This window comes from Microcoleus sp. Pol11C3, from assembly GCF_036701485.1.
GTDB lineage: Bacteria > Cyanobacteriota > Cyanobacteriia > Cyanobacteriales > Microcoleaceae > Microcoleus.
In genome coordinates this window covers 1-19396 of the sequence record NZ_JAUBQW010000122.1, presented here as the reverse complement: position 1 = coordinate 19396, position 19396 = coordinate 1, and the positions used below count along the sequence as shown (strand labels likewise).

Annotated in this window: 7 protein-coding genes and 1 pseudogene; 2 read left to right on the top strand and 6 right to left on the bottom strand. The window is 47.7% G+C overall.

The features are described 5' to 3' along the window. From QUA40_RS22325 to QUA40_RS22315, 3 genes are all read right to left on the bottom strand, one after another. The coding region (locus QUA40_RS22325; RefSeq protein ID WP_333129884.1) for a DUF4347 domain-containing protein at positions 1–2414 on the bottom strand (2414 nt) is incomplete at its 3' end. A 1014-nt stretch (positions 2415–3428) separates the two neighbouring features. After that, positions 3429–3833, bottom strand: coding sequence for a hypothetical protein (locus QUA40_RS22320; protein WP_333129881.1), 405 nt, complete (start codon positions 3831–3833; stop codon positions 3429–3431). A 361-nt stretch (positions 3834–4194) separates the two neighbouring features. Further along, positions 4195–5682, bottom strand: a complete 1488-nt coding sequence (locus QUA40_RS22315; protein ID WP_333129878.1) for a hypothetical protein — start codon at positions 5680–5682, stop codon at positions 4195–4197. Positions 5683–5756: 74 nt separating this feature from the next. Between QUA40_RS22315 and QUA40_RS22310 the strand changes: the two genes are divergently transcribed. After that, the gene (locus QUA40_RS22310; protein WP_333129876.1) at positions 5757–7418 is read left to right on the top strand and encodes a glycosyltransferase family 39 protein; all 1662 of its coding nucleotides are present in this window, start codon (positions 5757–5759) and stop codon (positions 7416–7418) included. 130 nt (positions 7419–7548) lie between these two features. On the opposite strand, the gene QUA40_RS22305 is transcribed toward QUA40_RS22310, so the two are convergent. Further along, positions 7549–12108, bottom strand: coding sequence for a response regulator (locus QUA40_RS22305; RefSeq protein WP_333129873.1), 4560 nt, complete (start codon positions 12106–12108; stop codon positions 7549–7551). 1046 nt (positions 12109–13154) lie between these two features. Continuing rightward, a complete protein-coding gene (locus tag QUA40_RS22300) occupies positions 13155–16253 on the bottom strand; it encodes an MFS transporter (protein WP_333129872.1) in 3099 nt (1032 codons plus the stop codon). 399 nt (positions 16254–16652) lie between these two features. Here QUA40_RS22300 and QUA40_RS22295 point away from each other — a divergent pair, with 399 nt between their 5' ends. Next, a complete protein-coding gene (locus QUA40_RS22295) occupies positions 16653–18047 on the top strand; it encodes a 2-polyprenyl-6-methoxyphenol hydroxylase-like oxidoreductase (protein WP_333129870.1) in 1395 nt (464 codons plus the stop codon). A gap of 105 nt (positions 18048–18152) precedes the next feature. Here the strand turns inward: QUA40_RS22295 and QUA40_RS22290 are convergent. Next, positions 18153–19396: pseudogene (locus QUA40_RS22290) on the bottom strand (calcium-binding protein); the annotation flags it as partial.

Sequence of the window (19396 nt, the reverse complement as noted above, 5' to 3'; positions counted from 1 at the left end):
GTCGGAGTTGGCGCCGGAGTTGGTGTCGGAGTTGGCGCCGGAGTTGGTGTCGGAGTCGGCGCCGGAGTTGGTGTCGGAGTTGGCGCCGGAGTTGGCGCCGGAGTTGGTGTCGGAGTTGGCGCCGGAGTTGGTGTCGGAGTTGGCGCCGGAGTTGGTGTCGGAGTCGGCGCCGGAGTTGGTGTCGGAGTTGGCGCCGGAGTTGGCGCCGGAGTTGGTGTCGGAGTTGGCGCCGGAGTTGGTGTCGGAGTTGGCGCCGGAGTTGGTGTCGGAGTCGGCGCCGGAGTTGGTGTCGGCACCGGGACGACACTACCTCCCAATTCAAAAGAGCCACTGTCCACGATCGCGCCTGGAATGCTGTCGCCATCTTGAGGGCGAGTCACGCCGCGCTGATCCGTAATGGGTGCGCCGGTGGCAATCCCTTTATCAATTGCCGGACTTCCTATCAGCAGCGGCCTGACTAAAGCGCCGTTGAGGTTTTGCAAAGGACCAAGTAAGGGGTCTGCGATCGTAATACTTGCCGTGGCATTGTAATCGTTGAAGTTAGTGGTTTTTTTGACAGGCCACTGAAAATTGCCACCTTGGTCAGTTAGTTCGCTACTGGTGTGCTGCTGAATGCCAAACTCATTCCCCGCCGTGTTGTTAGAAAAAATCGTGTTCTTGACGCTGACAGGCTTTCCTTCTGCAGCTGAGATGCCTCCGCCAACCCAACGGGCGGAATTATCGGCAATGGTGGTGTTGACGATGGTTGTGGGGGAATAAAGAGCCATTGCACCACCGACATTGCCGTAAAAGTCCGTAGTCCCAGTAACTTGGTTGCCAGAAAAGGTGCTGTTGGTAATGGTGGTAGGCGCATCCATGATCCACATTGCACCACCTTGACCGGGGGCTTTGTTGCCAGCAAAGGTGGTGTTGGAGACCGTAAGTCCTTTGTTGAGACCGTTGCTCAAGTTTACCAACCCGCCTCCAACTCCGTTGTTGCCACCGGGAAGCGACAGAATTTCGTTGTTTTGGAAGGTGCTGTCTGCAATACTTACGCTATCTTGGGTGCCGGTAAACAGATAAGCTGCTCCGCCTTCGCCTCGCCCTTTGTTGTCTTGAAATACACTTTTGGTGATTTTAATTGTGCCGGAAGCTTCGCTGGGATTGCTGGCTCGATCGGTATAAAGTGCGCCGCCGAAACCTCTTAAGAAATCATTGGGCTGACCTGTGGCGAAAGTGGCTGCGGTGGTATCGTTGCCGATGAATCGGGAGTTGTCAATTGTCAGCTTACCTTGAAGGCTGTTAATTGCCCCGCCGTTAATTCCTTTGTTGTTGGTGAAGTCGCTGTTGGTGACTGTAAAAGTTTTGAAACTCAAAAAGCCGATCGCACCTGCACCGCGTTCATCGTTAGCTGCAGTGGCTACGTTGCCGTTGAATTTACTGTTGGTAACAGTCAGGGTATTGTTGAAATTACCGAAAATTGCGCCACCGCCTTTATCGGCGACGTTGTTGTTGAACTGAACGTTTTCTACTGTGAGGTTTACTTCGTCGGTTGTGCCGATCGCGCCGCCTCTATCGGTAGTTTTGCCGTTAGTAATAATGAGGTTTTTGACAGCAAAATTCGTAGCAGTCGCAACGTTGGCATTGACAAAAAAGGCGCGGGATGCGTTGTTACCACTAATAGTTAAACCCGCTGCGGCGGCGCCGTCAATGGTGATGTTTTTGCCAACGGGAATATCGAGTTGACCGCTGGTGAGGGTAATGGTTTGGCTGGCTAAACCTGGAGCGAAGGTAATGATATCGCCTGCAACAGCGGTGGCGATCGCAGCCCTTAATGAACCTGGCCCACTATCGCTTTTGTTGGCTACTACGATCGTAGCTAAATCACCTTGGTAACTTGCCATAGCCTCTGGCTGCAAGGCTAAGGGAGATTCAATTTGGCCCTTAGCAAATTCTAAATTCCAGTCGCCGCCACTGCCGGTTGTGTTGGTGGATGCGGCAACATCAGCCCCGGTTAATTGACTGAATCGATCGACGAAATTAGCACCTGAACCCGCGGCTACGTCGCAGCCGTACAGCAAGATGTCTGCTTGTGGGGCTAGGGAAGTTTGCCACTTTTCCAACTGGCTTTTGTATTGCTCTATATTATCTGAACCCAGAGCGGTATTGCCTAATTGTAGGCTGCCAGAACTGCCGTGAGAAATAATGTGAACCGAGTCTATCGCCCCCTTAGTAGAGGCGTATTTTTCTATCTCCGAGGTGATTTGTTCGATGCCGTTTTTGGTGCGATCGAGTATTACTACCTGCTGTCCCGGCAGCACTCCCGCTGTAATTGACTCGTAATCTTCCACGCCGGAGTCAATGAAGACTAAGGAGCGCAGTGGCTGTTTTTCAAAAGCAGATTGTGAGTTAACTTGAGCGAATGTAGAACTCATATTGGAGACTCCATTAAGGGCATTATTAGTAGATACACCCCGGAGTAATCTCATCAGGCTTATTTCATTATATCTTAACACCCAATTGAGACATTGTGTACTTTTTGAAATATTTTTATGGATTTATTTGGAGCCACCTTTACAGATAGTCTATTGACCACATTGGAAATTTTTGCCTCTACCGCTGGGAATATATTACAACATTTATCGCGCCTATTCAAATAAATTAATCTAGGTTGTACATCAAATTTTGGCGACCTGAGTTTGCTAGCAGTAGCCTGATTTCAGGTACTCGGAAATGGTGGAGTTCAGTTGACAGTTGACAGTTGATAGTTGACAGTTGATAGCGACCTCTACCTGGAAAGAAGAGGATTGGAGTAATGAATACTCTTCTTTTAATTTCTCCCGATCAGGGTTCCGGCTTTAAACCAATTCTTTATGGTAATTTCCCTCAGAATAACTCCTCTGAATTATATTTAGTAGTTTTGATTTGAGTGTGATATTATACGTATAGGCGCAAGGCATTACAGTTTACCTAGCTGTATTTGATCCAAGGGAAAACTGAATTATGTAGATTGTGAATAATTCTATATGCTTTGAACTTGCTAGGTTTCCGATACATCCAAATACTGATTGGCAGGAGGTTTGGTCGCATTTAAGCTGTTGTGCATCTAATTTGACAGTCAATTTGTCTACAATTATTGTGGAACGGGCATCCTGCCCGTTTCTGGATGCAATTTAAATGCGTAGCAGCTTACTAACAGTCAAAACGGTCTAATCTTAAGTGGAACCCCTCGCTAGAAATCAATTGGCTTATGGCGTGCTACCGACACTGTGAGGAATGCCCACCTCGCTACAAACGTGATTCAAATTATTCCGCAGGAGTTGATATTATTGCAGATTGAGTCAGATATAATCGTTGATTTCGATCGCGCCTGCGTCACTAATTACAATTGCATTCGGCCCAGTCGCCCTCGGTACGTTTCACACCCTCCATTAAATCACTCTCCTTAATTAATTAGCAAACAGTCGATCGCGCCCACCGCCGTTGCTGAGTGTATCACTATCTCGATCGGCATAACACGAACCCAGTCCCCTGTTTTTACTCAGGGAACTGTGCGATTTTGGCAATTGACTTTTGTATGGTTCCAGGTAATCTGAACTGACGATAACAAAGCCTAATTGCAGTGGGTTCGAGGTGCCGCGAGAAGTTGTGCGAACTTTGTCAATCTCTCTAAGGATAGAGACAGATTTTTGAAGTGCCGAAGTAATTTTCTTGATGCAGTCAGATTCCCCAGCCAAAATTCTGGAAACAAAATATCCACCTTCATTGATGCTGGAGTCCTTGAATACAAAGCTTTTGGATGGGGGATTTGCGTATTCCGAGGCGGGAGTCGTTTCCCTTAAAGAAGTCAACATATTCTGTCCTCCAAAAGTGTGTTTAGCGGTACATACAGCCTTGGAGTCAGAGCTTCTGAAACTGCCAGCGACCTTGTTTATTTCGCCCATTCTTATTTAACCTATCTATTAGTTTCCTCTATTTCTGCAGCACTGCCATCCGCGATCGCACGGAATTTATATTCTGCGTGTTTTCCCTTACTTCCGGCTAACGCGCAATTAGCGATCGATCCGATATCCTACCGGTGATACCACTTTCACGCAAAGAATCCAAATCTAAACCCGTGCTTCAAACCTCGATAGTCTTCAGTCATTCCCCCACCTAAAATCTAAAATCTAAAAGGGTATGACAGTTAGTAGATTGGCCTCGCAACTGCACCGCTCAAGATTCTGTGGAAGATGGCGGTTTTTTCCCTGCATTGCGAATATTAATAATCTTGTTGAGCGCCTCAAACCAAAAAGCAGCCCCCATAGAAATAGCTACGCCGCTCAATATCCAACCAAACAATTTTCCAATCAAAGCCGGCCACAATAAATTCCCCTGCTTATCTCGTTCTAAGCTGTTCTGTTCGCTCCATCCAAAAGGCAGAGCTACCTGATCCAAAGCTCGATCGACATCCTGTTGAACTTTTGTGAGACTGGTTAAATTATTTGATTTAGTCTTAGCATTGTTTGTCACCAACTGCTCAGCGTACAAGTTAACAGTCGATCGCAACATCGAATCCTTCGACAACCGATTAATAATATGAATGCTATCAGCATTAGCAGCGACTGCGATCGCAGTTCCGAGCAAAATCGCAACCCCTCTGGCATTCCGCTTGTAAACGCCAGAAGCACGCTCCATCGATTGGTCAAACCAAATTTCAATTTCTTTCTGAAAACGCTGCAACTGCTCTTGAGTATCTCCGCCGCCTTTTTCAGCGCGCTGCGCTAAAATATAAAGGCTGCGTTTCAAAGATTCTGGCATACTGTCCAAGGTTTCTTGAATTTGTTGATAAATTGGACTTTCCTCTTTAATATCCATAATTTCTGCTACCGTCTCTTGACTTTTTTTAACAGTATTTAACATATTGCTGAAACTCGGTTGCAGTTGCCCCAGCAGCGCCACCCGCTCAATTTTGCTGTCAAAACGAGCCTTGACAAATGCCATCTGCCTCTGAAATTCTCTCCCTGCTAGCTCGGTTTCTGGTAGATAAACCTGAGAATCCTTAATATAAAATCCTAGCTTTTCCGACATCCGATCTAAGCTGTTGTTCAAACTTGCTAAATTGTTTTGATAATCTTCGACAACTCGATTGAACTCCGCATTCAGCCACCTAAATTCTTGCTCAATTATCGGTTTAGTAGCATTCGGCAAACTCAGATTTACTCCAATCTGTTGAATTTGTGCTAATTGTAAGTTTTTAAATCTTTCCAATCGCGTTTTAGAGATAGAGCTGAGCAAACTAGAAACCTTTAAAGTTTCCAAAAGGCTAGCCGAAAAACACTCGGCTGGAATATAAGAAGGCCCACTGGATTTATTGCCAAAAACATTTTTAGTACCCGTAACTCCGTGGTACAAATCCCCCATGCGGTGCGTAACAGAGCGGAATCCCTCTGATAAAAGCCCTTTCGCGCCCTGATTCAAATCCTTGATAATCGGATTGGCGTAAATCGAATGGGCTAACTGTCCGACTCTCTTAAATTGCAGGGGATCTTTCGCGCCTTCGCTGCCGCCAGAAATCAGCACTTCGATCGACTTCTTTAAATGTTCCGCCCGCCACTGCAAAACAGTAGTAATCAGTTCCTGAATTTCCGAAGCTAGCAAGCTTAAACTCAGGTAGATAAAGACTAAGCCAATGATAATATCTATAATTACAGGCAAGTTCATGGTATTTTCCTAGTCGCAAATAACTGCTGTCTAAGTTTACCTGCAGTTTGGGACGCTCAAAACTCTCTTAACTTATGTCAGAAATCTTTCCATTCCGGGGCCACAAACCGAAAAATCGCTGGAATGACAGCTTTACAGACAAACTGTGGATGCTGGCTTTTCTGTTGGCTGCGGTGCTGATTTTCGGGCTGAATCTGGGCGGCGTGGCTTTGCGGGATTGGGATGAAGGCATTGCAGCGCAGGTAAGTCGCGAAATTTGGCGCGGCAACTTAAATTGGCTGTATCCGACGATCGACTCTATGCCTTATTTCAACAAACCGCCGCTGGTACACTGGCTAATCGGGCTGTGTTTTGCAGCAGGCGGCGTCAGTGAATTGACGGCGAGGTTGGTACCGGCGATGCTGACGGCGGCTTCAGTGCCCCTGCTTTACGCCATTGGCAGGGAGTTGTTTCCTCCGCGTTTGATTGCCATTTTTTCTGCCCTCGTTTATCTGACGCTGTTACCGGTGGTGCGGCATGGACGTTTGGCGATGTTGGATGGGGCGGTTTTGTGTTTTTTGCTGGGGGCGATGTGGTGTTTGCTACGATCGCGCCGCGACTTGCGCTACGCTTTGGGCGCGGGGATTGGGTTCGGACTCATTTGCCTGACTAAGGGCGTCATGTTGGGGCTGCTGCTGGCTGGGATGGGCTGTATTTTTTTGGTTTGGGATACCCCGCGACTCCTCACTTCTGGGTATCTTTGGGGCGGATTCGCGATCGGAACATTGCCAGTAGCTGCTTGGTATTTTGCCCAATGGCTGCACTACGGCCAATATTTCATCCACGCTAATTTAGTTAATGAATCTTTCCGGCGCATTTCGGAACCTGTGAGCAGTCACAGAGGGCCGCCCTGGTATTATCTTTTAGAAATTTTAAAATTAGCTTGGCCCTGGCAGTTATTTTGGCTACAAGGGCTGCGTCTGAGTTGGGAAAATCGCAATTTTCCAGGGCCAAAATTAGTATTGGTTTGGACTGGAGTATATCTGCTGGCTATTTCTGTGATGACTACTAAATTGCCGTGGTATGTTTTGCCAATTTATCCAGCTTTTGCTCTTGCCGTTGGCAGCTATCTCGCTGAAGTTTGGGAGCAACTGTGGCTGCCACCAGAGCCGATCAAAGAGGAAGCAGAAGAACATTTTGATGCTATTTCTTTGTTGCCTCATCCAGCGATTTTGGCAGTGCTGGGTGTAGTTGCTGTCGTCGGTTGTGTGTACTTCAGTGGCTGGGTACGGATCGGGGGACAAATTGCACCTCCCCAGCGAGATTTGCAGTTAATGCTGATGTTTGTAGGTTTGACAATGACAATGGGGGCAGTGTTGCTGCACCGCAAAGATCGGCAGTTTATATTAGTTTTAATTTGGGGAACTTACGTCACGCTGTTGGTATTGGTGGCTTCTGATAACTGGGTGTGGGAACTGGCAGAAGATTATCCGGTTAAGCCGATCGCCGAAATTGTCCGCACAGGAACCCCAGCCGGTCAACAAGTGTTTACTTCTCACCGCTTAGGCCGTCCATCGCTGAATTTTTACAGTGAACGCCAAGTTATTGTCGCCGACGCGCCGACGCTCAAACAGAAATGGCAAACTCTTCCTCAACCTTATTTTCTGTTAGAAAAACCAGTTTTAAAACATTTAGGTTTGCAGAATGCTGAGATTGTCAAAACAGCGGACGATTGGGTTTTGGTAACTAAAAAGTAAGTTAATAGTTAACAGTCCCCTCCTTGGGGTGGGTGAGATAACTTTCGATTGTCTAATGTTGCTTCAGATTGACAGCCTTACCCGGAGCGGACTTGAATTTATGAGAAATCAATCGAACAGGCTCTAACCGCTAACAATCAACAGACTGCATTTCTATTTTTAACGCTGTTTCGACTCTTTGATACTCGGCCTCAACCTGTTCTAAAAGCGCGCAGGCTGGATCAGGTAAAGGCTGGTTAGCATTTGTTCCGATGCGGCCCATGATTTCGAGTTCCTCGCACAGCTCAAACAAGCGAAAAGCACCGAGAGTACCGCTAATCGACTTTAAAGAGTGAGCCGATCGCCGCAAAGCCAGCGGATCGGCGTTGCACAGAGCCATAGAGATGCCTCGCAGCAGTTCGGGAGCTGTTTCGAGGTAAATCTCGATCGCCTCGTCCAAAGCTTCCACATCTCGCAGTCCCTCTATAATCTTGGCGCTCAGGGAATCGTGGCTCTGTGACAAAGCCCGATCGAGATTTGATGCACCCCAATCGACGACTGCAGGCGAATTGGGAATTGTCAGTTGTGGATTTCCCGCCACAGCCACATTCGATCGCACTTCTAATTCACTCGTTGCTTCGATATGTTCGGCCTGTGAGTTCAAACCAAAAATCGGCTGCAGACGATCGAATGCGGAGTTCGAGCGAGATTTACACGCCATTAAAGCTCGCACCAACTGCTCAATGGCGATCGGCTTGCTCAAATAGTCGTCCATCCCCGCAGCCATACACTCTTCGCGATCGCCCTGCATCGCATTTGCCGTCATCGCCACAATCCAAGGCCTAGGTGGTTTTAGATTTTGGATTTTCGATTTTCGATTGTTAGATTCCTCGTCAGTCAATTTTGGATTTTGGATTCGGGATTTTCGATTATTAGATTGCTCATCAGTTGCGGAAACCTCTGATTCTCCCGTGGGATTTTTGGTCGAGTCTAGATTTTTAGATTGCTCGTCTGTTGCGGAAACGTCTGATTCTCCCCTGGAATTTTCTAAGGTGCAATCTTCTGAAAATTGCTCGCGGATGCGGCGGGTAGCTTCCAAACCGTCCATTTCCGGCATTTGCACGTCCATCAGCACCACATCGTAAGGCTGGCGGCGCAAAGCTTCAAGCACTTCGATACCGTTTCCCGCCACATCCGCGCGATACCCCATCCGCTGCAAAATTTGCAAAGCCACCTTCTGATTCACCAAATGATCGTCAGCCAACAGAATCCGCAGGGGTAAGTTCTCGGCCAGCACGGGTATGCTTTGTAAGAAGGGCCCGCTAGTGCGCTGCCCTTTAAATTCAGTTGTCTGTTCTCCAAAAATATTGATTAAAACATTGTAAAGCTGAGATTGTTTGATGGGTTTATTCAAAAAAGCAGCAAAATCCATCTCCATAGCAGGAGGGTTAATTTCTTGCCTGCCGATCGAAGTTAGCATCACTAACGGCAACCTTTCGCAATCAGGATATCGGCGAATTTGCGCCGCTAAAGCCAACCCGTCCATTTCCGGCATTTGCATATCCAAAACTGCCAAGTCAAACATCTCTTTAGCAGCCAGCCAATCTAAAGCCAAACGAGCCGAAGCTGAAGCCCTAGCCACCATTCCCCAAGACTGAGCTTGGAGAGTCAAAATTCTGCGGTTGGTAGCATTGTCATCGACAATTAAGACTCGCTTACCAGTTAATTCAGGTTGAGAATTGCTCAAGTTAACTGGTAAGGAATTCTTGCAGCCAGAAACGATCGTACTAAAATAAAAAGTAGAGCCAACGGATGTGGTATTTTGGCCGATCGGCTTGTTGCTGAGTACAGATTTGCTATAGCAATATTTTTCGGCAATTTCGCAAGATTCTCCCCATCCCCAATCAAACACTGCCGATTTAAAATCTGCCGGAGGATTCCCCGCCAGACTACCCATACTTTCCACCCACATCCGGCCGCCCATCATTTCCGCCAAACGCTTGCTAATTGCCAAACCCAATCCGGTACCGCCGTACTGCCGGCTCGTTGAAGAATCAACCTGGCTGAAAGATTTAAATAGCCGATCCATGCGATCGCTCGGAATGCCGATACCGGTATCTTTGACCGCACAATGTATTTCGTATGCTGGGTTAATTACTACCGGTTCGCCATTAATTGCTGGCGGTTCTTTAGCATTAGCCGCCGGCACTGAAATCTTTTTGGCAGTCACCGCAACCACTACTTCTCCAGCGTCGGTAAATTTAACCGCATTACTGAGCAAGTTGATTAAAATTTGCCTCAAGCGGGTGCTATCGCCGATCGCCGTTGCCGGTACTGTACGATCGATCAAGTAACCCAGTTCGAGTTTTTTTTGTGCCGCCTTGGCAGCTACCAAGTCTAGAGATTCCTCAATACAAGTGCGGATGTCAAACGGATGTTCCTCCAAGTCCAATTTGCCCGACTCAATTTTCGAGAAATCTAGAATATCGTTGATTAGTGTCAGCAAGGCATCGCCGCTGCTGCGGATAGTTTCTACAAAATCGCGCTGTTCGCCAGTTAAGCGGGTATCCAACAGCAAACCGGTCATGCCGATGACTCCATTCATCGGAGTGCGAATTTCGTGGCTCATGGTGGCTAAAAATTCGCTTTTTGCTCTAGTAGCCGCCAGTGCTTGATCGCGAGCTTTTGCCAAATCTACGTCTGTTTGCTGGCGTTCGAGTTCGCTTCCCACCCACTGAGCCATCAGTTTCATCAACTCTCTGTCTACAACTCGGAACGGTTCTGTCACAGGAGTAGGAGAAAAGAAGCACAGAGTGCCATAAACTTCACCTGCCACCGTGACAGGAATGCCCATGTAAGCTTCGATTTTGAAGGCTGGCTCGTCCGTGTTGAAGGACAAACCCGAAAATCTCACCGACTCAAAGTAAATCGGTTCTTTTGCCATTGCCGTCGCCACGCAGAAAGTTTTTTCCAAATCATAGATTTGTTCTTTGACGATCGACCCGTCGGGACACTCAACAGCCATTATTTGATAGTTGTCGCCTTGAATCCAGGACAAAATTCCCACGGACAGGCCTAACTGCCGACATCCCATTGCCAACAGTTCTTGGAGGCGCAAATCAAAGGTAGAGAGGTGGTTGAGCGGGTCTGTACGGGGACCCGAAGTCACTTGATACAAAGCTTTAATTGCAGCTTCGCTTTCTCGCAGTTCTTGTTCTGTTTGCTTCCGCACACTGATGTCACGGGAAATGCCGATAATTTCTTGCACTTCGCCCGTTTGGGGATCACTAATCGTGCGGCCGGTGGTTTCAAACCAAATGTATTTGCCGTCTTTGCGGCGGATGCGGTAGCTGACGGTGTAAGTAACTGGGAGCGCCAGGACTTTCCAGTGAGCTTTGGCAATGGTTTCTAAATCGTCGGGGTGAAAATAATCGTTGGGGACGCGGCCAATGAGTTCCGAAGGTTCGTATCCCAGCAAAGCCCGGCTGGCGGGCGAGACGTAAACAAACACGCCTTTGGGGTCGTGTCTGGTGATTATGTCGGTTGAGTTTTCGGCCATCAACCGATAGCGGTCTTCGCTTTCATTACGTTCGACTTGAGAATTGCCCAATGCTTCTAGCATTCGGTTGATGGTGTCGGCCAAGCTTGCGAGTTCATCTCCTCCGTCCATATGAACGCGCAAGTCTGGGTCGCCGTTGGCTGCGATGTTGCTAACGCTGGTGCTCAAGGAAGCCAATCTTGCCAAGACTGATTTTTCTAGCAACAGCATGGCGATCGCGCTAAATATTAAACCTACTGCCAGTATTGATAAGGTAAACAGCTCTAAGGTAGCCTGACCTTGGCTGTAAATGATGCGATCTGTCTCTACTCGCAGCAGCAACGCTAGGTTGCCGTGGATGTCGCGAATTAGGGCGTATCCTGCGACTAAGGTGTCGCTGAGTGGCTCGACTAAAATTTCTACTGATTTGAGGTTGGAAATTTTGAGTTTGACATTTTCCAACTCCTGCCTCGATTGAGCCATCGCCTTGGTGCTGTGCCCGGAGTAGTTCGTGGCTCCCACTTTAAAATCTAAACTCGGCAATCTAAAATCCACTGACAGGTGAGTCAGTTCTGAAAGCAAACCGATTTCGCTGCTGTCGAGGTAGCGTCCCAAGATCAGCGTCCCCCGCGACGGGCCTTGGGCGTTGCTGTTGAAGATAGGCTTGGCGGCAATCAGCAGTCTGACTTCTGGCAGGGTGAGGACGCCTGTTTTGGCGGCGGGGCGATCGCCCTCGACTTTTTTCGATGAGTCTAGTAGCGCCTCGGTCAATTGCTGTTTTAAGCTTTCGGGAATCGGGATTTCGGTTTTGGATTTCAGGTCGAAACCTTTGCTGAAGATCGTCTGACCGTTGGAGTCAAGCAGCACCAAGAAGTTTAGTCTCAAGTAAATAAATGTCGAATCGACGAAATTTGACTTGACAAAATTTTCGTTCCGTGTTTCGACGAAAGAGTAAGTATCGTCCCACTCGGCGTAATCTTGGGCGCTGGTGTCTAAATTCGACAAGTCATCATCTAATGCGTCCAAAGCCCGTGCGACATCCTGACGGACGTACTGTGCCTCAAGGTTGTGAAAATCGTGCAGCAAAATGGTTGATGCAGTGGCATAAAGAACCACAATCAGGCTGATTAGCGCTGCACCGATGATCAATAGTGTTTTTTTTCGGAGTTGCATGGCGTCGCCCTCCTCACGGTGCTACTAGGCAACTAGCCAGGAGAAGTTTGAGACGTAGGTTGTTTAGCATTGGCGATCGCAGGGCCTGCGTGTTTTGACGGGTGTGGACTGACGAGAGCAAAGCCCTTGGTATTTCCAAGGTATCCGGTATGTTGCCCCCCACAGTCAGTGTAGTATTTTCACAGCTTTAGTTCCCTATTATGCACAACCTAGGACCTACAAGTTATGATCTGATGACCTACAAGTTATGATCTGACGATCAGCATTTTCACAAGAAACGATCGAACTCAAAACAGTTCGCGTTTGATACTGACGCAGCCACGGCGGCGGGCGGTTGATAGAACAGGCGTGCTGGGTTGAGAAGCCTAACTATTATTGTACCTAAAAAATATTGAGGAGAGAGCGGACTGGCGCGCCGAGTTGGGCCTGCCAAAAGGTTTTCATTCCCATAGCTGTTTTAATTTTTGTCCTTTTATAGCAATCCTTGCAGGAGTAGTGGAATAACCCCAAAAGCCTATCCAGCCTAGAAGCTGGAACCGCGTTCAAAAATAGTCATATATAGCAATCCTCGCATCAGTTTCAATAACTGGTTAACTTGTTCCCAGGCTCTTCCTTGGAACCGATATAAGCGAGGCTCTGCCTCGGCGGAGACTATGGAGGCACAGCCTCCGGATCTGCGTTACCAGGCTCTTCCTGGTAACGAGTATAATCATTTAGGATTGCTATAGCAGAGGCAATGAATATCCGGCGACTTTTTATTTATTACATCCGAAAATAAAATATACAACAATCAAAAAAATCAGTTTTTTAGTTTTCTATTTTGAATTAATCAAAACTGCTAATTAAGATGTATAAATTCACCGTTTCCACAATCCTCAACCAACAGGTAGGAACTGGTTTACCCATAACATTATTCAACAGTACCAACAAATTAATACAAACCCGTTCCCCCTCCCGGATCAAATCCTTTACTAACATTAGTGCCTGATATCAGTAGAAACTCATATCAGGCACTATCTGCAATCCGATCGCAACTTGAGTCTTTTTTATCGAATGACGGCTAAAGCACCGGCGCCTGCTGCTGCTGCTGCAGAAGTAAGAGCGGTGAAAAACAGCCACCACGAGGCAACTTCTGCTGCTTTCCTGGTTTCTTCGGCTTGTTTTTCGGCTTGCAGTTTGATGCTTTCGAGGCGAAGCTGCGCCTCTTGCTGCAAGCGTTCTGCTCTTTGCAAGACGGTGTTGCGGCTTCTTTCAATTTGGTCGATCAAGCGGTTGGCATCTGCTTCAGAAATGTCCTCGCGAGAACTAATTAGTGCTACTAAAGTATCGCGGTTAAAGTGACCCAGCCGATCGCGCAAAGCGTCAAATCCGGCTTGCGGATCGTCAAATAACTTCCGCACGTCCCGCGTAATCCCTTCGTAGTTGAGTTCTGGGCGATCGAGCGAATTGAGGTAATCCCGAACTTTTCCGAGAATCCCGTCAATTACCGACTGAATACCCTCCTGTATTTTCTGAATTTGCATTGCAAACTCGTCGCGCACCGACAAAATTCCATCGACAATGCGATTGGCTTCTGCTTCAGAAATATCCTGCCGCTGAGACAGCAGAGAAACAACTGTAGCTCGATCGATGTGCGACAAGCGCTCGCCCAAACTGTATGCGCCGACTTTCGGGTCGTGCAGCAGCAGTTGCAAGTCGCGCTTGATGGCTTCGGGATTTAATTCATCCTTGCCTGTATTACGCAAATAATCTTGTAAAACACTCTGAAAATCCTGTACTTGGCTTTGTACCCGTTTTGCCAAACGGCGCGGCGCTTTCACAATCGAGCCAAGAGTATCCTGCACTTGGTTGATAATTTGATTGACTTGTTCCTCGCTCAAATCTTGTCTCTGAGAAAGCAGTTTTACCAAAGTATCGCGATCGACCTGAGACAGGCGGCCGCGCAGCGCTAAAGCCCCTTCCTTGGGATTTTGCAGCAGTTTTGTCAAATCCCGCTGAATCCCTTCAGGATTGAGTTCTGATTTGCCAGTATTACGCAGGTAATCTGCAAGGGCTGTGGTGGTATTGTCGTACTGATCCTTAGCTTTTTCTGCCAGCTTTTGCGGCGCGTGCATCACACTGTGCCAATTTTCTTCAGCGCTGTCGATAAGCTGATTTACTTGGTCTTCGCTGAGGTCTTTCCGCTGAGATAGCAATTTTACCAAAGTTTCGCGATCGAACTTAGAAGCTCTAGCTCTCAGGGCCCACATTCCCGCTTCTGGGTTATCCAGCAGCGTTTTCAAATCGCGCTTGATGCCTTCGGGATTGAGTTCTTCTTTGCCCGTAGACTTCAAGTATTCTTGTACTCTTTGCCACTGGTTGTCTAGTCGGGCTTGCGCTGCTTCTTGTAGACCTGTAGCATCTGCTAAAACTACATCTCGCGTCCTTTCTAACTCTTGAACAATCTGTTCTACTTCCTGGAATCCGAAGTTTTCGCGACCTCGGAGAATTTGCACAAAACTGTCGCGGGTGTAAGGAGAAAGCCGATCGCGCAACTGTTCGTAACTAGCGTCGGAATCCTCTAAGATTTTTTTGAAATCGCTCCCGATACCTGCTGCTGTCAGTTCTTCTTTGGGCGTCAGCTTCAAATAAGTTTCCAGCCGCCACTGCAAATCACGAGATTTTTCTTGCTCCTCGGCAAAGATCACGGTTTGTAAAACGCGCTGTCTAATTGCTTCTAATTCCTGGGAAATTTGTTTAATTTTGTCTTGGGTAAAAACACCTCGACTGGCCAGGATTTCGGCAAAATTAGACTGTTTTAGTTTTTCTAATTCGCGGCGCACAGTTCCCGGATCGGCTGTCGGATCGTAGAGAACGTCCCGAAATTCGCGCTCGATGGCTTGGGGGTTCATTTGCCACGAATAAGTGTTGAGTAGGTAGTTTTCTACATCCGCACGAATAGGGCTGTAAGTTACGGGTTCGCCTTTGACTTGAGCCGTAATTTTATCACTTTGCTGGCTAACTTTGTCTTTAGCTGCTTTAAGCTGACCGACTACTTTTTCAACATCGAAGTCGGACATATCCGTCCGGCCCAATACTATTCCCATTAAAGCATTGACTGCCATTGTCGTTGCTTGGGACATCATGGTCGGGCTTTCTCCGGAATTTTGACCGCCCAGATTGCCGAGGGCTTTTTCTACCCTACTTGTCAGGGTATCAGAGAGCAAATCACCCGATTTGGCAGATTTGAGATAGTCTACTAATTGGGCGATACCGTCTGATTGTTGGCCTTGTTTTCCTACTTGTTTCCAAGCATCTTGGAGTTGGTCTACGATGCGGTTTACGTCGCGTTTTGATAAGTCCGATCGCGAACTTACTAAATCTACGAGAGTTTGCCGATCGAGATTCGGCAAATTTTCGCCAGCAATTGCTTTGAGTTGGGGATCGTTGAGCAATTTTTCAAACTCGCTACGCATCCCTTTGATGTCTAATTCGGGCGGTTTGAGGCTTTGGATGTAGTCTTCGACGTTTTCGCGCAAGCTTGTAGGGTCGATCGCGCTACCCAGTTCATGGCCCACTGCTGCTGCTGCTGCTTTGGCTGTTGCGACTACTTGGTTGCTGGCTGCTTTTGCGCCGATGGCCGAGGCTGCGGTGCCGACAATGGCTTGAAAGCCTGATGTCGCGGTGTTGACGAGGGAACCGATCAACTGACCAACGGTGGTGGAGCTCACCCAGACGAGCATTGAGAAATAGGTGGCCCACACGACTAAACCGACGATCGCACCTAAACCGGGACTGCTAATCAAGCTGAGCTTAACTGCTAGCAAGCAAGCAAAGAATAGGGCGATGGTGACGGTGATTAGCGTCCAAGTACCTACCTTTCGGCCGATGTGGCGGACTGGGGGGCTGCCGCTATCCGAGTGGTGATCCTCGTCGTGGGATTGTCCCATGTACGAAAGACCCGCGGCTACTGATAAATTTGTTAGCAAGAGTTGGAAAGCGCAGGCTAGTACGACTCCAGCTATCAAAGCGATAAAAAATTGTGGCCCGGAATACAGGAGTGCTGCGTCTTCTGCTCTGTTTGTAGTAGTCTGCTCTACTGGCACTTGGGCCAGCCAGAACCCGATGTTATACAGTTGTGGATTTATTGGGAAATTTTGATACATAGTATATTCCTCATTAAGGAGTGGGTGCGCGCGCTCGTTGGCGCAAGTTAACTAATGTATAGTTTTAGACTCCTGCCCCCAATGGCAAGCATCGCCTTATTGACGAGCTAAAGCATCCCCCTACAGTTGGAAGTGTATAAATATGTCGGGAGTTGACTATCTATTTAGGGCTATTTGTGCTATGTAAGTTGGCAGTGGTTAAGTTATTAGTTCTTAGTTATGAGTAAAATGCCCTGCGGCGCACCCGATAGAGATGATAGTAATGGTAAGTCTGATTAAAATAATCGCCGAGGAGAATCTTTGGTCGATCGGTATTAAGAGTCGGCACCCAAGCCCAGACAAATTGTTCACAATTCATCTACCAATGTCATGGCAAATTAGCTTTTAAGGAATTCGAGCGTGCAGCGAGAAAGTCATGCAATTATTATTGGTGGCAGTTTAGCAGGACTGTTGGCCTCCAGAGTATTAGCAAAACACTTCGACCGAGTAAGTATTGTTGAACGAGATTTTTTTCCAGAAAAACCCGCACCTCGCCTCGGTATTCCTCAATCCCGTCATCTTCACATCCTTTTAAATCGGGGGAGAATCATCCTAGAAGAGTTTTTTCCCGGCTTGGAAAACGAACTGGTAGCTGCTGGTGCTCCTAGTTTAGATCCAAGGTCGATCGGGTGGTTTAGTCCGGCGGGTTGGGCTCCGCAATTTAGCCCGGATCTAAATGATTTAATTATGTTCAGTCGGGATTTACTGGATTGGCAAATTCGCCGCCGCTTGGCTGAAAATACGAATGTGCATTTCCTCGAAGGAGGCACAGTAATGGGGTTGCTGGCGAATGCCTCGCACGCTGAGATTACTGGCGTGTCGGTGCGTTTTCGCGATCGCCACAACCCAGCTAACATCCATGAAGAGAATTTGAATGCAGATTTGGTAGTCGATGCTAGTGGCAAAGTTTCCAAAACACCTCAATGGTTGAAAAGTTGGGGCTATGAACCTCCGCAAGAAACCGCTATCAATGCTTTTGTTGGCTATGCCAGCCGCATCTATAAATGCAGGGGTAAATTGTCAGACACAGCGCCAGTATTTGTGTCACTAGGACCGCCATTTCGCACCCGTGGCGGTGCAATTTTCCCGATCGAAGGCAATCGCTGGCTGGTGAGTGTCGCCGGGGGCGATCGCGATTATCCCCCCACAGACGAAGCAGGTTTTCTAGAATTTGCCCGCACTCTCCCAACCCCGACAATTTATCATGCGATTAAAGATGCAGAAGCCCTCACACCAGTTTATAGCTATCGAGGTACAGAAAACCGTTTGCGCCACTACGATCGCCTCCCTCATCACCCTCAAAACTTAATAATTATCGGTCATGCAGTTTGCGCTTTCAACCCGATATACGGACAGGGAATGACGGTTGCTGCACTGGATGCTCAGATGCTAGATGAATGTTTGCAAAAGCAAAGAGAGCGGCATCCAGAAGGCGATTTAACAAGCTTGGCCCGACAATTTCAACAAAAACTAGCAAAATTACATACTATTCCTTGGACGTTTGCTATCAGTCAGGATTCCCGGTATCCGGGAAGTGAAGGTGCAAAACTCAACCTAGCTACGCGGCTGATTATTGAGTACATGGAGTTGGTGTTAAAAGTCCTTGTCGGAGATGCTAAAGTTTGTCAAGCATTTTTGGAAGTTCTGCACATGATTGAGTCGCCGGCTGTACTTTTTCATCCCAGTATTGCAGTTAAGGCGATCGGGAAATTAGTCACCGACAGGCAGAAAGTAGAAGGCACAAGGCAGAATTAATATAAGGACTTGAGACGGCATGAGCTTATTTTTGCCAATTCTATTTTTTCAGCATCAAGAGATATCAACGCAGATGAAATCTTATTCATCTGCGTTATTTTAGGTTCAGACTATTCGGAAATCGCTAACACCAATGGAGGTGGCGTTGACTCCAGTTAACGAAGCAAATACTTCTCCACTTCCCTTGAATTTAATCAGCGCGCTATTATTGTTCTGACTAATTTCTAACTGGTCAAAACTCAGATTTCCCGACAATCCGATGAAATCCTGACCTTTGACAAAATCAGAGACAATATCAAATCCACGCGCATTTCCTAAGACAAAAGTATCGTTGCCCAAACCTCCGATCAGGCTGTCATCCCCTAAATCTCCCGACAAGAAATCATCGCCAACGCAGCCAAGTAAGGTATCATTATCTTCACCCCCGTAAATTGTATCGTTTCCTTCGCAGCCGTCGATTAAGTCCTTATTCTCGTTGCCACTGAGAAAGTCATCTCCTGCACCGCCGCACAAAGTATCGTCTCCGAGTTGTCCGAAGAGAGTATCATTGCCTTCGCTGCCGAGCATTAAATCGTCTCCTTTTGATCCCAATAGGATATCGTTTCCTTTGCCGCCGTCGATAAAATCATTACCTCTATTGCCCAAGATTAAGTCATCTTCTTCTTTGCCGTTAATTGCATCGCTTCCCTCATTCCCAAAGATAATATCTTCACCAAAACCACCAAGAATGATGTCGTTTCCTTTGCCACCAAACAGGAGGTCGTCTCCCTGATTGCCGTCAATGAAGTCGTTGTCTTCATTGCCGTTGAAGATGTCATTAAAGTCGCCACCAAATAGGTTGTCGTTGCCAGTTAAAGCATCGAAGATATTGGGACTGTTGCTGCCAAAATATGCGTCGTTTTTGGAAGTACCAATTAGCAGACCACCACCATTGATAATATTATCAATTTGTTGGTTTGGTTGGTTGAGATTGGGATACTCAATTTTATCGCAAATGCAGTCTGTATCGGGAATGTTAATAGGCGTTGGCGTTGGTACTGGTGTAGGAGTTGGCGTGGGTACTGCTGCAGGAGTTGGGGTTGGCGTTTCTGTGGGTACTGGTGCAGGTGTTGGTGGCGTGGTTACGGGTGCAGGTGTTGGTGGCGTGGTTACGGGTGCAGGTGTTGGCGTGCTTAGGGGTGCAGGTGTTGGCGTGCTTAGGGGTGCAGGTGTTGGCGTGCTTAGGGGTGCAGGTGTTGGCGTGCTTAGGGGTGCAGGTGTTGGCGTGCTTAGGGGTGCAGGTGTTGGCGTGCTTAGGGGTGCAGGTGTTGGCGTGCTTAGGGGTGCAGGTGTTGGCGTGCTTAGGGGTG

What these genes read in the sequence shown, in the direction of transcription:
- QUA40_RS22320 (WP_333129881.1), bottom strand. Translation starts at nt 3,833, where the DNA reads ATGTTGACTTCTTTAAGGGAAACGACTCCCGCCTCGGAATACGCAAAT.
- QUA40_RS22315 (WP_333129878.1), bottom strand. Translation starts at nt 5,682, where the DNA reads ATGAACTTGCCTGTAATTATAGATATTATCATTGGCTTAGTCTTTATC.
- QUA40_RS22310 (WP_333129876.1), top strand. Translation starts at nt 5,757, where the DNA reads ATGTCAGAAATCTTTCCATTCCGGGGCCACAAACCGAAAAATCGCTGG.
- QUA40_RS22305 (WP_333129873.1), bottom strand. Translation starts at nt 12,108, where the DNA reads ATGCAACTCCGAAAAAAAACACTATTGATCATCGGTGCAGCGCTAATC.
- QUA40_RS22300 (WP_333129872.1), bottom strand. Translation starts at nt 16,253, where the DNA reads ATGTATCAAAATTTCCCAATAAATCCACAACTGTATAACATCGGGTTC.